Genomic DNA, 15706 nt, shown 5'->3' on the forward strand with positions numbered 1-15706 from the left:
ATGTGGTCTGTCAGGCAAGTTACCCGTTTATGTAGGTCTCGCCTGATTTAGAGGCAAGCCATTGCTGCTCCCCAGCTAATCACGCATGGTCAACGTCCTGTCACTCCAAAAGGATACCCCGCCATGCTGGTCTTAAGCCGCGCCCTGGGCGAAGTCATTTCCATCGGCGATGACATTACGTTGCACATCCTCGAGTTGAACGGTTCCCAGGTGAAATTCGGCGTCGACGCGCCGGCTGGGGTGCGCGTCCATCGCTCCGAGGTTTACCAGAAAATTCTCGACCGCCCAGGCACCGCCACCCCTCCGGTGGCAGTCCCCAATCCCTGAACCCCCCTCAGTCGAACAGATGCTTGGGCACGTCGTGCTTGAGCATCAACTGGCATTGCTCGCTTTCAGGGTCGAACACGATCAGCGCCTGGCCCTTGGTCAGCGCCTGACGCACGCGCAATACGCGGGTTTCCAGCGGTGTTTCGTCGCCATTGTCGGTGCCGTCGCGGGTAACGAAGTCTTCGATGAGGCGGGTGAGGGTGTCGACTTCAAGTGCGTCGTAGGGAATCAGCATACAAGCCTCAGAGGTAGGAACCCGGCGATCCTACTGCGCCGGGACCGTAGTTGCCAGTGTCAGGACTTCTGGCCGACCAGGCTGTCCACCGACGGCACGCGTGTGTCGCTCTCCATCTGTGTCTCATGCTCGATCTGATGGCTGAAGCGGTCCAGCGAACCCTGCGCCGGTTGCGCGTCGCTGGCGAATACCGGCGGGCTGAGAATGTAGGCACTCAACAAGCGACTCAGCGCAGCCAGGCTGTCGATGTGCGTGCGCTCGTAGCCGTGGGTGGCGTCACAACCAAACGCCAGCAGGGCTGTGCGAATGTCGTGGCCGGCGGTTACGGCAGAGTGGGCGTCGCTGAAGTAATAGCGAAACAGGTCGCGGCGCACGGGCAGGTCGTTATCCGAAGCCAGGCGCAGCAGGTGACGGGACAGGTGGTAGTCATACGGCCCGCCGGAGTCCTGCATCGCCACGCTCACGGCATGCTCGCTGGAGTGCTGGCCGGGTGCGACCGGGGCGATGTCGATGCCAACAAATTCGCTGACATCCCAGGGCAGGGCAGCCGCGGCACCACTGCCGGTCTCTTCGGTGATGGTGAACAACGGGTGGCAGTCGATCAGCAGCGGTTCGCCGCTGTCGATGATGGCCTTCAGCGCGGCGAGCAGGGCCGCGACACCGGCTTTATCGTCCAGGTGTCGGGCGCTGATATGCCCGCTTTCGGTGAACTCGGGCAGCGGGTCAAAGGCGACATAGTCACCGATGCTGATGCCCAGGGAATCGCAATCGGCACGGGTCGCGCAGTAGGCGTCCAGGCGCAATTCCACATGGTCCCAACTCACCGGCATTTCATCCACGGCGGTGTTGAACGCGTGCCCGGAGGCCATCAACGGCAACACGCTGCCACGGATCACGCCGTTATCGGTGAACAGGCTGACGCGGCTGCCTTCGGCAAAGCGGCTGGACCAGCAACCCACGGGGGCGAGGGTCAGGCGGCCGTTGTCTTTGATCGCACGCACGGCGGCACCGATGGTGTCCAAGTGTGCGGACACGGCGCGGTCGGGGCTGTTTTTCTGGCCCTTGAGGGTCGCGCGAATGGTGCCACGCCGGGTCATTTCAAAGGGGATGCCGAGTTCTTCCAGGCGCTCGGCGACGTAGCGCACGATGGTGTCGGTAAACCCGGTGGGGCTGGGAATGGCGAGCATCTCCAGCAGCACTTTTTGCAGGTAGTTGAGATCCGGTTCGGGGATGGTTCGGCTCATAAAGACTCCTGATGAAGTGTGGCGAGCGGGTTTGTTGTGGCGAGCGCGCTTGCGCCGCGTTGGGTCGCGAAGCGGCCCCAAACCTGCCAATGAGTTCTGCCTGAAAGACTGCGGTGCCTGGGTCAGGGCTGCTGCGCAGCCCAACGCGGTGCAAGCCCGCTCGCCACAGGGTTATTGAGCAGTCGGCTGGCTATGCGGAAATAACAAATCCACAAACTTCTCCGCAGTCGGTTGCGGCTCGTGATTAGCCAGCCCGGCCCGTTCGTTAGCTTCGATAAATACGTACTCGGGTTGGTCGGCGGCGGGCACCATCAGGTCCAGGCCCACCATGGGAATATCGAGGGCGCGAGCGGCACGCACGGCGGCGTCCACCAGCGTCGGGTGCAGAATCGCCGTGACGTCCTCCAGGCAACCGCCGGTGTGCAGGTTGGCGGTGCGGCGCACGGCCAGGGTTTCACCGCGCGGCAGGATGCTGCTGTAGTCGTAACCGGCGGCGTGCAGGGTGCGTTGGGTTTCGGCGTCCAGCGGGATTTTGCTTTCGCCGTCGGTAGCGGCTTGGCGGCGACGGCTTTGGGCTTCGATCAAGGCGCCGATGGAATGCTGGCCGTCACCGGTCACCTCGGCAGGACGGCGAATCGCGGCGGCGACCACCTCAAAGCCGATCACCAGGATGCGCAGGTCGAGGCCTTCGTGAAAGCTTTCGAGCAACACACGGCTATCGAACTGGCGGGCCGCTTCGATGGCTTTCTGCACGTCTTCGATCGTCTGCAAATCCACCGCCACGCCTTGGCCTTGCTCGCCGTCCAGCGGCTTGACCACGACGCGCTGGTGTTCGTCGAGAAACTCCAGGTTGTCGTCGGCACTGCCCGCCAATTGTTGTTGCGGCAGTTTCAAACCGGCGGCTTTGAGCACCTTGTGGGTCAGGCTTTTGTCCTGGCATAGGGTCATGCTGATGGCGCTGGTCAGGTCGCTCAAGGATTCACGGCAACGCACGCGGCGTCCACCATGGCTGAGGGTGAACAGGCCGGCACTCGCGTCGTCCACGTGCACATCAATGCCGCGTCGATGGGCCTCTTCGACAATGATCCGCGCGTAGGGGTTGAACCCCGCCTGCGGCCCGGGGCCGAGAAACAGTGGCTGGTTGATGCCGTTCTTGCGCTTGATCGCAAAGGTGGTCAGCGCGCGAAAACCCAGCTTGGCATAGAGGCTCTTGGCCTGGCGGTTGTCGTGCAACACCGACAGGTCAAGGTAGCTCAGGCCACGGCTCATAAAGTGCTCTACCAGGTGGCGCACCAGCACTTCACCCACGCCGGGCCGGGTGCATTGCGGGTCGACGGCCAGGCACCAGAGGCTGCAACCATTTTCCGGGTCGTGAAAGGCTTTTTGATGATTGAGGCCCATCACGCTGCCGATCACCGCGCCGCTGTCTTCGTCTTCCGCCAACCAATACACCGGGCCGCCTTGGTGGCGTGGCGTCAGGCGTTCAGCGTCGACCGGCAGCATGCCGCGCCCTTGATAGAGCACGTTGACCGCGGCCCAATCCGTCTCGCTTTGTACGCGCCGGATACGAAAACCGCGAAACACCCGAGTCGCCGGCCGGTAGTCACTGAACCACAGGCGCAGGGTGTCGGACGGGTCGAGGAACAACTGTTGCGGATCAATCCCGAGGATCTGCTGGGGCGCCGCCACGTACAGCGCGATATCGCGCTCGCCAGCCTGCTCGTTCAGCAACTCCTCGGCCAGGCTGGCAGGGTCAGGGAACGTGTGGCCGATCAACAACCGGCCCCAGCCGCAATGCACGGCAATCGGCTCGGCGCCCAGTGGGCTGCCATCTTCAGCCAGGCGGGCTTGCAGGCGTTCGTAGGTCGGCGCCTGGCCCTTCAGCAAGCGTTGGCTGTAAGCCGCTGCAAGAGGTTTCATCAATCAGATTCCTTGTTCGCTGAGCCACAGGTTCAGCGCCGCCAGTTGCCACAGCTTGGAGCCGCGCAGCGGGGTCAGTTGGCCTTGCGGGTCGGTCAGCAAGCGATCAAGCATGGCGGGGTTGAACAGGCCGCGATCCTGGCTCGGGTCCAGCAGCAGCTCGCGCACCCAGTTCAAGGTGTCGCCCTGCAAATGCTTGAGGCCCGGCACTGGGAAGTAGCCCTTTTTGCGGTCAATGACTTCGCTGGGGATGACCCGGCGCGCGGCCTCTTTCAGCACCTGCTTGCCGCCGTCGGGCAATTTGAATTTACCCGGCACGCGTGCCGACAGTTCGACGAGGCGATAATCCAGAAACGGTGTGCGCGCTTCCAGGCCCCAGGCCATGGTCATGTTGTCCACGCGTTTGACCGGGTCATCGACCAGCATCACCGTGCTGTCCAGGCGCAAGGCCTTGTCCACGGCGGCGTCTGCGCCTGGCATTGCAAAATGCTCACGCACAAAGTCACCGGCAGCGTCATTGGCAGTCAGCCATTTCGGTGCAACGGTGGCGGCATAGTCGTCGTAGCTGCGGTCGAAAAATGCATCGCGGTATGCGGCGTAGGGGTCGCTGGCGCCATCCACTTGCGGGTACCAGTGGTAACCGGCGAACAACTCGTCGGCACCCTGGCCGCTCTGTACCACCTTGCAATGCTTGGCCACTTCCCGCGACAGCAGGTAGAAGGCGATGCAGTCGTGGCTGACCATCGGCTCGCTCATGGCGCGGAACGCGGCCGGCAGTTGCTCGATGATTTCGCTTTCGGCGATGCGCAGTTGGTGGTGACGGGTACCGTAGTGCTTGGCAATCAGGTCCGAGTACTGAAACTCGTCGCCGCGCTCGCCACCGGCATCTTCAAAACCGATCGAGAAGGTCGACAGGTCCTGTACGCCGACTTCACGCAACAGGCCGACGAGCATGCTCGAATCGACGCCGCCGGAGAGCAGCACGCCGACATCCACGGCGGCGCGTTGGCGGATGGCCACGGCTTCGCGGGTGCTGTCGAGTACGCGGTCGGTCCAGTCTTCCAGGGTGAGATTTTGCTCATCTTCACGAGGGCCGTAGGGCAGGGTCCACCAGGTTTTCTGTTCGGTCTTGCCATTGGCGTCGATGCGCATCCAGCTCGCTGGCGGCAGCTTTTCAATGCCCGCCAGCAAGGTGCGCGGTGCAGGCACCACGGCGTGGAAATTCAGGTAGTGATTGAGCGCCACCGGATCGAGGATCGGGTTGATATCGCCGCCCTTGAGCAGTGCCGGCAACGCCGAGGCGAAGCGCAGGCGCTGGCCGGTACGCGACAGGTACAACGGCTTTACGCCCAGACGGTCACGGGCGATGAACAGGCGCTGGGCGTCACGCTCCCAGATCGCGAAGGCAAACATGCCGTTCAGCTTGGGGAGCAGTGCTTCGCCCCAGGCGTGGTAGCCCTTGAGCAGCACTTCGGTGTCGCCACCGGAATAGAAGGCGTAGCCCAGGGCTTCCAGCTCTTTGCGTAATTCCGGGAAGTTGTAGATGGCACCGTTGAACGCCAGCGACAGCCCAAGCTGGGCGTCGACCATCGGTTGGGCCGAGCCGTCCGACAGGTCCATGATCTTCAGGCGCCGGTGGCCCAGGGCAATCGGCCCTTGGGCGTGGAAGCCCCAGGCGTCGGGACCGCGTGGGGCCAAGTGATGGGTGATGCGCTCAATGGCCGCCAAGTCGGCAGGTTGGGCATCGAAACGTAATTCTCCAGCTAATCCGCACATAAATTCCTTACCGGTTTTTCCGTTGGGGAGGGGTCAATATTCAATGCGCCAAAAGGGCGCGTACCCAGAAACTGACCCAGTGCTATCCGTGGAGTTTTAGACCGATAAGTTATAAGGCAAATAGCCGTGATGGCTTTAAAGCCGCCCTTTGCTTGCCGCTGACTTGCCTTTCACCAACGCGCGCAGGGCAAACCGATTCGGGTGGCAGGCCTCGGCCACACTGGTCGGAACCGGCAACGGCTCAGCATTCAGCCAGGCCGCAATCAGCTCGCCGCACAGGGGCGCGGTGATCAGTCCGCGTGAGCCGTGGCCGCTGTTGATGTACAGACCCGGCAGCCAGGGGCAAGGCGTATCCGGTACTTGCCGGGCGTCTTTGCCGAGTACTGCATACGCCTGTTGGAATGCTTCGTGGTCGGCCAACGGCCCGACGATCGGCAGGTAGTCAGGGCTGGTGCAACGAAACGCCGCCCGACCCTCCAGTTGCTCAGGGGCCAGGTGATCGGCGCCCAGGCGTTGCAACAAATCTTCGGAAATCTCCCGCAGCATCGCAAGGTTGCCGGCATGTTCGGTGACGGTGGGCGTGAGGTCTTCATTGGTGAAATCAAAACTCGCGCCCAGGGTGTGTTCACCCAGCCGGGCGGGTGCGACGTAACCCTCGGCGCAGACCACCGTGGCCAGCCCCTCACTCGCTGCCGTTTGCGCCAGCCGGGTGATTTGCCCGCGAATTCGCTTGAGCGGCAAGTCGGCGCTGGGGGGGAATCGCTTGATCTCGGCGGCGCCGGCGAGCACCACCACACTCGCGCTGGCCAGCACGCGGTCGGCGTCGCGCGCCTGCCACTGATCATCGACCCGGTGCAGCTCAAGGGCATCGTGATGGGTGAGCACTTCAATCAGTGGATGTGCCGCCTGCCATTGGCACAGCGCCGGTGGATGCACCCAGCCGCCTTCCGGGAAAAACAGGCCGCCCTGAGCCAGGTCGACCCCGGCCCGTTGTTGCGCCTGCTCACGGTCCAGCAGGTGCAAGAGTTGGGGCGCAAAGGCCTCGGCCAGTTGCGCCTGGCGCTGAGCTTCCTTGGCGTCAAATGCCAGTTGCAGCACGCCACAGCCATCCCAATCAACACCTCGGTGCAAGTGTTCCAGCAGGCGCCGGGTGTGACCGAAACCGCTGAGTATCAGCTGCGACAGTGCCGTTCCATGCGCCGAAAGCTTGAGGTACAGCACGCCCTGCGGGTTGCCCGACGCTTCTTGAGCCAGGGCGGCGTGGCGCTCCAGCAGGCTGACACGCCAACCACGTGCGGCCAGGCTCGCAGCGGTGGCGCAACCGGCCAGGCCGGCACCGATGACCATCGCATGGCGTTCGCCCTCGATAGTCGCCGGGCGGGCGAACCAGGGTTTGGGTTTGGCCGGCGGTGGCGTGTCTTCGGGCCAACCGAGGAACTCACCGCGCAGGATCTCCCACTTGTGGCCGATGCCCGGCGTGCGTTTCATCTTGAACCCGGCGGCATTGATCAGGCGGCGCACCCAACCGGTGCTGGTGAAGGTGCTGATGGTCGAGCCCGGAGCCGCCAGGCGCGCCAGTTCGGCAAACAGCTCGGCGGTCCACATGTCGGGGTTTTTCGCCGGGGCGAAGCCGTCGAGAAACCAGGCGTCGACCTGTGCATCCAGTTGCGGCAATTGCTCCAGGGCGTCGCCGACCAGCAGGGTCAGGGTGACACGGCCGTTATCCAATACCAGGCGCTGGAAGCCTTGATGGATCGCGATGTACTGCGCCAACAGGGGCTCGGCGAAGGCACTGAGTTCCGGCCAGAGGGCCAGGGCGCGTTGCAGGTCGGTGGGGCTCAGTGGGTACTTTTCCACGCTCACAAAATGCAGGCGCGCACCGGCCACTGCGTGTTGCTCGAACAGCTGCCAGGCGCAGAGGAAGTTCAAGCCGGTGCCGAACCCGGTTTCTCCGATCACCAGCCTGCCACCCACGGGCAGGGCGGCAAAACGCTCCTGCAAGCGGTTCTGCTCAAGGAACACGTAGCGGGTTTCTTCAAGGCCCGACTTGTCGGAGAAGTACACGTCGTCGAAGACCCGTGAGTGCGGGCGACCTTGGTCATCCCAGTCGAGCTGGGCGTGGGTTACGGGGTTCATGGGCGGCTCATAAAATAAAAGCGGGCAAAGGCAAGGTGGCCATTCTAGCCGAAGGGGGTAGCCCCATAGTTTTTACATGGAAAAAACTGCTGCGCGCGTCCTTCCACCCATCAACAATCAGCGTTAATTCCGTGCAGGCGGCCGCGGTATCGTAATGCCTTGATTTATAGGCAATAAAGGATATTGCTGATGCGCACCCAGGATGATTTGAACAACAAGCTGAACCAGTTGACCCAGAGCCAGTTGCAAGCGGCCTTACTGGAAATGACGGGTGATCTGGACAAAGCCCAGGTACTGCAAAAGAAGCTGCCGGGCTGGATGGTCAACGCGCCGCCGGGTGTGTTGGATGCACTGACCCGAGATGCCGCACAGGTGGCAGATGCCCAGGCAACCGTCGCCGAGTGCTTGAAGCCATTGCGGGCGCTGGATGAGTTTTGCAATGAGCGGCTCAAGGACTATTGCCTGACACGATGGCAACTGACCGTGGAGCCGAAAAAAGATCTTTTTATTCGTGCGGTCAACGAATACGAGAAAGAAGTCTTGCCATTGAAGTACGTGAAAACCGTGAGGCTGGTGCAGGACAGCCTGCTGCAGGTGGCGATGCAGAATTTCTCCGAGGATGAAGCTCGAGCGCAATACTTTCCGGCCGGCTCGCTGTTGCAGTCGGGGTCCGGCGCTCGTGGGGTGATGGGCATTACGCCCCTCGAGTTTGCCCAAGGCTGTCGTGCCCTGGACCTTGGCCGCTTGTATCAGCAGCACCTCAGTGAAGTGCTCAAACTGGACAGTAACCTCACAAGCGATAAGCCCTACGTCAATGCTGTTGCGAGCGATATCGGTCGGATGAAAACCCTGGACGTGAAAATCGACGCCCACATTGCCTTGATGCGGGGAGATATTTCACAGGACACCTACAAGATGGTGTGCACGTTGCTGGACCGCCAGCTCACACCGTCCCAGGCTCAGGCCGCAGGGGTGGTGTTTCAAGGGCGGCCGGTCACTTGGCAAGGGCTGAACACACAGGGCGGCTGCCTGTGGAGCATCCTGGTGTTTTCCAGCCGGTCGATTGCGCAATACCCGCAAGAACCCTGTGTGGTTTACATGCCCAATGAGCCGGAACGGCCATTTTTTGAGTATTCCTCGCTGGATGACTTTCAGGTCTACCTAAAGGGCAAGCTTGAAGTGGCCGCGTATCGGGCCTTCTTTACCCGGTACCTGAGCCAGGGCGACCGGGTCGGGTTCTTCAACCGTTTTGATCAAGCCCGTACCCTGGGGATGCTGGACGCCAACCTCATTACGGTCAGCCTCGCGAGGCACTTTTTTGATACCTACGCAGCAAAGCTGCAAGCCGACGCGCGGACCCTGGCGGTGCCGGTGGCCGATGTGGATGAGGAGGTTCGCGAGCAGCGCTTGCAGGCGTATTTGGACGCCGGGTTGACGGTGCTCAACCTCGCCGGGTTGGTCGTCCCCGAGTTGGGGTTATTGATGACCGGTGTGGCGGTGGGCCAGATGCTCGGTGAACTCTATGAGGGGATTGAAGACTGGCGCCGTGGTGACACGGAAGAGGCGTTCAAGCAGTTGGCGGTGGTAGCGGAAAATATCACCTCGATGGTGGTGTTCGCGGCAGGCAGCAAGGTTGTCGGTTCGGCAATGACCCGTAGCGGTCTTAACCTGGATAGTTTTTTCAGCAAGTTTGAAGTGGTACGCCCCACGGATGGCAACCTGCGGCTGTGGCGCCCCGATGTCACGCATTACGTCCATGATCAGAGCGTTGTTGGCGATGAGGTTGCGGACGGGTCAGGAATCTACAAGGTGGGTGGTCATTCCTACGTCAAGGTCAATGATCGTGTCCATCGGGTTTCCTTCGACTCAAAACTGGATCAATGGCGGGCCAGTCACCTGTCGCGGCACACGGCTTATCGCCCGCAATTGCTGCATAACGGCGAAGGATGTTGGCGTTTTGCGTTCGAAAAGCCTGACGAGTGGGAGAGTCCGGAGTATCTGTTTTCACGGTTGAAGCCGGCGGATGCCGGTTCCTCGCTCCATCCGAGGAAGCTTGTACAGATCAAGGCCATTATGGATAAGCCCCATGATTGGGGCGTTTATCAGGCGCAGGAGTGCTTGCCCTTTCCCGCACGTTTTCGCGATCTGTACGAGCGTTTCAAGCTGGATCAGTCCATTCGCGATTTTATCTGGCAGTTGGAAAGCGGTGCCGCCCCCAGCGTCGAAAACTCGACCTTGCAGATGCACGTCTTGCCCCTGTTAAAAGGTTGGCCCGTAGGACGCTATTTTGAGGTGCTGGATGCCCAGCGCAGCGTCAAGGCACGCTACCCCGCCAGCGCAACGGTTAACGCTGCAGGCCAGCGTTTGACGGTCACCGAGCAGATGCTCAGTGACGGGAAAGTGTTTGATGCGCTGTTGTCCGGGTTGGATGAGGCACAGAAGACTGGGCTGTTGGGAGAGGGCATTGCGGCCGATCAGGAGCGCGCTGTTCTGGAGCGTCAGTTGCTCGCGTATCTGAAGGCGGATCGCAAGCCGTTGTTTGAGCAGTTGTATCAGTCTTATGACGGACCCGTACCACCCGAATGGGCGGTGCTCAGGCGCACCTATCCCCAATTGCCTTGCACGTTGATGCGCGAATTGATGGCCGAGACATCAACCGTGCAGCGTGAGTCCCTGCGCGATAACCAACGAATTCCCATGGCATTGGCCGAGTCAGTGCAGCGTGTCCTTGGGGAACAACGTCTGGACCGCGCCTTGATGGGGTTTGATCAGCCAGAATTGGCCAGCCTCGATACCGCGCTGGTCGCGGTTCGAGTCATGCCGCGCGTGGCCGGGTGGGGCAGGGCGCTGCGCCTCGAGTTACGCCAGGATTCACCACAGGGCGACTTATTGGCCTTGGGCGCGTTCAACGGGGCTGGCGTGCGGCGCGCAGTGGTCAGGTCGAACGCCGGGTTCGAAGCGTTTGATGACCATGGCCTGAGCCTCGGTGGGCCTTATGCCGGACCGGACGGACTGTTCGAGGCGATCGATTCAGCGCTGACGGCCAGCCAGCGAGTAGCACTGGGATTACCTCTGAAGGAGCCCAGTAACATTTGGCGCCTGCGCTACATGAGCGGCTCGCAGGCCAAGGGGGAGCGGGAGCTGGCTGGCGAGGCGTTTTCCTGCAGGGTCAGTGAACCTCTGTCAGAGGGGGCTCCCTGTGAAATGGCCGATTTGCCGACGGGGCCGTTGGTGCATCCGCGCGCGCTGGTGCGTAAGGTGAAGCGCTTGTACCCCTTGTTCAGTGACGCGCAAGTGTCTTCACTGCTGATGTCGCTGGGCGCTGAGCCTCTTTCGCGGGCAAGGGCGGTAAAGCGCTTGAAGGCCGAGCTGGGGCATCTGCGAGCGCTGCTCAAACATTGGAAGAACGATGTCCAGGAACTGGAGAAGCAGCCGGGCCTGAGTGACATTCGTATTAGCCGCCAGCAGGTGGCAGAGCGCATTGAAGCCTGTTGGCGGCGTCAAAGCTTTGCTCTGGACGACCACCAGACCTCCATCGCCAGTTTGAACCTGGACGGGATGCGCATTGGTTCGTTGCCGACGCTGCCGGCCGAGATTCGTTTCGACCATGTCCAACAGTTGTCACTCAAAAATATGCAACTGGGTGATGACGTCGCTTATTTCCTGAAGTGTTTCAAGGGGCTGAGGCGTCTGGACCTGGACCGAAACCACCTGACCCGGTTACCGGAAGTGCTCTCACGCATGTTTGAACTTGAGAGTTTGTCGATGGCCCATAACCGATTGGCGCTGACTGACTACACGCGGCTGAAACTGGCGGACCTGAGTGCGTTGCGCCTGCTGGACCTGAGCCACAATCCGCTGGAAAAACTGGTGGATATCGGCAAGATGCGTGACTTGCATACGCTGTTATTGCAGGACACAAAAATCACCTACCTGCCCGTAGGTCTGGGGCGGCTGGCCCGGCTTGAGCAAATGGATTTGCGCGACAACGCGATTACCGTGTTGCCCGAGTGGTTGTTTGCGACGCCGCGTAGTTTCAGTCAGTCGATTAACCTGGGCGGTAACCCGTTATCCAGTTCGACGGTGACGGCACTCCTTCGTTATCGCGACGATGTCGGTATTGGCATGGGCTACGTGAGGGACGATCAACCACGCAGGACCGAGTTGAGGGCCAGGGCATTATGGTTGCCGCAGGAAACGGCCACCCGGGATATTCACAAGCGTACGGTTTGGGCCAACTTGCGCGATGATCCGGAATCGACACCGTTGTTCGAGTTGCTGGCTCAATTGACCGGGACTGCGGACAGTCAATACGTGCGCGAGGACTTGACCCGGCGCGTCTGGGAGGTGTTGCAGGCGACCCATGACAGCGTCGGGCTGCGCGAGCGGGTCTTTCAACTGGCGGCTCATCCGACGAACTGTTCAGATGGGACGGCACAGATATTCAGTCAGATAGAGGTCTTGAAGGAGGTCGAGAAAGCGACTCTTCAGGCCGGTCGCTCACACAGCAACTCCGGCGCGTTGTTGAACCTGGGCCGTGGTTTGTTTCGCCTCAGTGAATTGGAGAAGATTGCCGCGACTTACGCTGTCGAGCACTTCTCCCTGGACCCCCTGGAAGTCAGCCTGGCATTCCGGGTCGGGTTGGCCCAGGCCCTGGAACTACCGGGGCAGCCCAAGCACATGAATTTTGCATTTTTTGCCAATGTGACCAGCGATGGGCTGGAGGTGGCGCAGTCCCAAGTGCGCACGGCAGAGTTGTCCCCCGCATTCTTGCGCTTTATTACCCAATTGGCGTTCTGGCGAATCCACCTGGAACAGCAATTTCCCGGGGCATTCCAGTCCGCGACGGCGCCCTTTGATGCGCAGCAACAAACACTCTTCGAGAACAGCCAGAACCTCACCGACGGGGAGTACCTCAAGCAAATGGAAGCCCTGCGATCGCCTCGCGGGCAGGCAATCACTGACGTAGTGGAACGCCTGACACAGCAGATGTTGAAACAGCAGGACCTGGGCATTTGCCATGTTCCCGGGAATTAGCCATCGGCCCCGCTGATTGATCCACGGCAAGCCGGTTGGAATTCCTTGACCGGCGTGCTGCCCAATCCGCTAGTCTTGAGCCATCTTGAAACGGAGCTGCCCATGTTCGAATCCGCCGAAATCGGTCACGCCATCGACAAAGACACCTATGACGCCGAAGTGCCGGCCTTGCGCGAAGCCTTGCTGGAGGTGCAGTACGAGCTGCAACAGCAGAAGCGCTTCCCGGTGATCATCCTGATCAACGGCATCGAAGGGGCCGGCAAGGGCGAGACCGTCAAGCTGCTCAATGAATGGATGGACCCACGCCTGATCGAGGTGCGCACCTTCGACCAGCAGACCGACGAAGAATTGGCGCGCCCGCCGGCGTGGCGTTACTGGCGGCAACTGCCCGCCAAAGGCCGCATGGGCATCTTTTTTGGCAACTGGTACAGCCAGATGCTGCAAGGCCGGGTGCACGGTGACATCAAGGATGCGCGCCTGGACCAGGCTATCGCCGGTGCCGAACGCCTGGAGAAGATGTTCTGCGACGAAGGCGCGCTGATCTTCAAGTTCTGGTTCCACCTGTCCAAGAAGCAAATGAAGGCGCGGCTCAAGGCGCTGGCCGACGACCCGCTGCACAGCTGGCGCATCAGCCCGCTGGACTGGCAGCAGTCCAAGACTTACGACAAGTTTGTGCATTTTGGTGAGCGCATCCTGCGTCGCACCAGTCGCGACTACGCGCCGTGGCATGTGATTGAAGGGGTCGACGCGCATTACCGCAGCCTCACTGTGGGCAACATTCTGCTGGAGGGCCTGCAAAACGCCTTGAAGCAGACCAAAGGCAAGGCCAGCGGCATGAACCCCGCGCCGTTGCTGGCGTCGGTGGATCACAAGAGCCTGCTGGACAGCCTCGACATGACCTTGCGCCTGGAAAAGGATGATTACGAAGAACAACTGATCACCGAACAGGCACGCTTCTCCGGGCTGATGCGCGATAAGCGCATGCGCAAGCACGCGCTGGTCACCGTGTTCGAAGGCAATGACGCGGCGGGCAAGGGCGGGGCAATCCGGCGTGTCGCGGCGGCGCTGGACCCGCGCCAGTACCATATCGTGCCGATAGCTGCGCCGAGTGAAGACGAGCGCGCCCAGCCTTACCTGTGGCGGTTCTGGCAAAAGATCCCGGCGCGCGGCATGTTCACGGTGTTTGACCGTTCGTGGTACGGCCGCGTCCTGGTGGAACGCGTCGAAGGCTTCTGCACTCCGGCGGACTGGATGCGTGCCTACGGCGAGATCAACGACTTTGAAGAGCAACTGCGCGATGCGGGTGTGATCGTGGTCAAGTTTTGGCTGGCTATCGACAAGCAGACCCAGTTGGAGCGTTTCCAGGCCCGCGAGGAAATCCCGTTCAAGCGCTTCAAGATTACCGAAGACGACTGGCGTAACCGCGACAAGTGGGATGACTACCGCGCCGCCGTGGGCGACATGGTCGACCGCACCAGTACCGAAGTTGCGCCATGGACCCTGGTGGAAGCCAATGACAAACGCTGGGCGCGGGTCAAGGTGCTGCGCACCATCAACCTCGCGTTGGAAGAGGCGTTCGCCAAGTCCGACAAGCACGACAGGAAAGGCAAGAAGAAGTAGGCCTATCTATGGGGTGAATGATCGTCGCGGTTGGGAGGGCCTGGATCTATCCTCGATCCATCTCCCAACAACGACAAGATCGAGGTAGCCCATGCGTGAAGTAGTGATCGTCGACAGCGTGCGAACCGGCCTGGCCAAATCCTTTCGTGGCAAGTTCAACCAGACCCGCCCCGATGACATGGCGGCCCATTGTGTGAATGCGCTGCTGACTCGCAATGGTATCGACCCGGCGACTGTCGAGGACTGCATTGTCGGCGCCGGCTCCAACGAAGGTGCCCAGGGCTACAACATCGGGCGCAATGTGGCGGTGCTCTCGCAACTGGGCACCGGTACGGCCGGCATGACCCTCAACCGCTTCTGCTCCTCGGGCTTGCAAGCGATCGCGATTGCCGCCAACCAGATCGCGTCGGGCTGCAGCGACATCATCATCGCCGGGGGCGTCGAGTCCATCAGCCTGACCATGAAAAGCGTGAACACCGACAACCTCATCAACCCGCTGCTTAAAGAGCAGGTGCCGGGCATCTACTTCCCCATGGGCCAGACCGCCGAAATCGTTGCCCGCCGCTATCACGTGAGCCGCGAAGACCAGGACCTGTATGCCTTGCAAAGCCAGCAGCGCACTGCCCAGGCTCAGGCCGACGGTTTGTTCGACGATGAAATTGTGCCGATGGCGGTCAAGTACAGGGTCGAGGACAAGCACACCGGCGAGGTGCAGGTGCTGGAGGGTGTGGTTGAGCGCGACGACTGCAACCGCCCTGACACCACCCTGGCCAGCCTCAGCGGGTTGAAGCCGGTGTTTGCCGAAGACGGTTCGGTGACGGCGGGCAACTCCTCGCAGCTCTCCGATGGCGCCTCTATGACACTGGTGATGAGCCTGGGAAAAGCCCTCGAACTGGGGCTCAAGCCCAAGGCGTTTTTCCGAGGCTTTACCGTGGCCGGTTGCGCGCCTGACGAGATGGGCATCGGCCCGGTGTTTTCGGTGCCCAAGCTGCTCAAGGCCAAGGGCTTGCAGGTGGCGGATATCGACCTGTGGGAACTCAACGAAGCGTTTGCGTCCCAGTGCCTGTACGCGCGCAACCGCCTGGAAATCGACAATGCCCGGTACAACGTCAACGGCGGTTCGATTTCCATCGGGCACCCGTTTGGCATGACCGGCTCGCGACAAGTCGGGCATTTGGTGCGGGAGCTGCAGCGGCGCAACCTGCGTTACGGCATCGTCACGATGTGCGTGGGCGGCGGTATGGGCGCTACCGGATTATTCGAAGCCGTGCGCTAGGTTTTTATTGGGAATACTGGATCAACGTGGGCGCTGGCTTGTGTGGGAGCCGGGCTTGCCCGCGTGCTGGCACTGCGGTGTGTCAGTCACACCGCAGTGATGCAATCGCAGGCAAGCCAGCTCCCACACACGCCC

9 protein-coding genes are annotated in these 15706 nt (G+C 61.3%); 4 read left to right on the top strand and 5 right to left on the bottom strand.

Going from position 1 to position 15706, the window contains the following annotated elements; translation table 11 throughout:
- Positions 1-123: 123 nt before the first annotated feature.
- Entirely contained in the window at positions 124-327 is a 204-nt protein-coding gene (csrA, locus tag ACLBW8_RS02570; RefSeq protein ID WP_447804488.1) for a carbon storage regulator CsrA, read from the top strand.
- A 7-nt stretch (positions 328-334) separates the two neighbouring features.
- On the opposite strand, the gene ACLBW8_RS02575 is transcribed toward csrA, so the two are convergent.
- From ACLBW8_RS02575 to mnmC, 5 genes are all read right to left on the bottom strand, one after another.
- A complete protein-coding gene (locus ACLBW8_RS02575; protein ID WP_064453367.1) occupies positions 335-562 on the bottom strand; it encodes a YheU family protein in 228 nt (75 codons plus the stop codon).
- Positions 563-621: 59 nt separating this feature from the next.
- Complete coding sequence (locus ACLBW8_RS02580; RefSeq protein ID WP_064453366.1) at positions 622-1806, bottom strand: osmoprotectant NAGGN system M42 family peptidase; 1185 nt, start codon at positions 1804-1806, stop codon at positions 622-624.
- Positions 1807-1977: 171 nt separating this feature from the next.
- Positions 1978-3726 (bottom strand): N-acetylglutaminylglutamine synthetase, encoded by a 1749-nt coding sequence (gene ngg / locus ACLBW8_RS02585; RefSeq protein ID WP_447804489.1) that lies wholly within the window; start codon positions 3724-3726, stop codon positions 1978-1980.
- A 3-nt stretch (positions 3727-3729) separates the two neighbouring features.
- Positions 3730-5502, bottom strand: coding sequence for an N-acetylglutaminylglutamine amidotransferase (locus ACLBW8_RS02590; RefSeq protein ID WP_447804490.1), 1773 nt, complete (start codon positions 5500-5502; stop codon positions 3730-3732).
- A gap of 135 nt (positions 5503-5637) precedes the next feature.
- Complete coding sequence (mnmC, locus tag ACLBW8_RS02595; RefSeq protein ID WP_447804491.1) at positions 5638-7638, bottom strand: bifunctional tRNA (5-methylaminomethyl-2-thiouridine)(34)-methyltransferase MnmD/FAD-dependent 5-carboxymethylaminomethyl-2-thiouridine(34) oxidoreductase MnmC; 2001 nt, start codon at positions 7636-7638, stop codon at positions 5638-5640.
- Positions 7639-7827: 189 nt separating this feature from the next.
- Between mnmC and ACLBW8_RS02600 the strand changes: the two genes are divergently transcribed.
- The 3 genes from ACLBW8_RS02600 (at position 7828) to ACLBW8_RS02610 (ending at position 15571) form a co-directional block, all read left to right on the top strand.
- Positions 7828-12675, top strand: a complete 4848-nt coding sequence (locus tag ACLBW8_RS02600) for an NEL-type E3 ubiquitin ligase domain-containing protein (RefSeq protein WP_447804492.1) — start codon at positions 7828-7830, stop codon at positions 12673-12675.
- Between the two features lie 102 nt (positions 12676-12777).
- Complete coding sequence (gene pap, locus ACLBW8_RS02605; protein WP_447804493.1) at positions 12778-14295, top strand: polyphosphate:AMP phosphotransferase; 1518 nt, start codon at positions 12778-12780, stop codon at positions 14293-14295.
- Between the two features lie 91 nt (positions 14296-14386).
- On the top strand, positions 14387-15571 hold the full coding sequence (locus ACLBW8_RS02610) for a thiolase family protein (RefSeq protein ID WP_447804494.1): 1185 nt from the start codon (positions 14387-14389) through the stop codon (positions 15569-15571).
- Positions 15572-15706 lie beyond the last annotated feature (135 nt).

Source organism: Pseudomonas sp. M5A4_2d (assembly GCF_053345295.1).

Coding starts and splice junctions, on each gene's coding strand:
- pap (WP_447804493.1), top strand. CDS start 12,778: ATGTTCGAATCCGCCGAAATCGGTCACGCCATCGACAAAGACACCTAT.
- ACLBW8_RS02580 (WP_064453366.1), bottom strand. CDS start 1,806: ATGAGCCGAACCATCCCCGAACCGGATCTCAACTACCTGCAAAAAGTG.
- csrA (WP_447804488.1), top strand. CDS start 124: ATGCTGGTCTTAAGCCGCGCCCTGGGCGAAGTCATTTCCATCGGCGAT.
- ACLBW8_RS02610 (WP_447804494.1), top strand. CDS start 14,387: ATGCGTGAAGTAGTGATCGTCGACAGCGTGCGAACCGGCCTGGCCAAA.
- ACLBW8_RS02575 (WP_064453367.1), bottom strand. CDS start 562: ATGCTGATTCCCTACGACGCACTTGAAGTCGACACCCTCACCCGCCTC.
- mnmC (WP_447804491.1), bottom strand. CDS start 7,638: ATGAACCCCGTAACCCACGCCCAGCTCGACTGGGATGACCAAGGTCGC.
- ACLBW8_RS02590 (WP_447804490.1), bottom strand. CDS start 5,502: ATGTGCGGATTAGCTGGAGAATTACGTTTCGATGCCCAACCTGCCGAC.
- ACLBW8_RS02600 (WP_447804492.1), top strand. CDS start 7,828: ATGCGCACCCAGGATGATTTGAACAACAAGCTGAACCAGTTGACCCAG.
- ngg (WP_447804489.1), bottom strand. CDS start 3,726: ATGAAACCTCTTGCAGCGGCTTACAGCCAACGCTTGCTGAAGGGCCAG.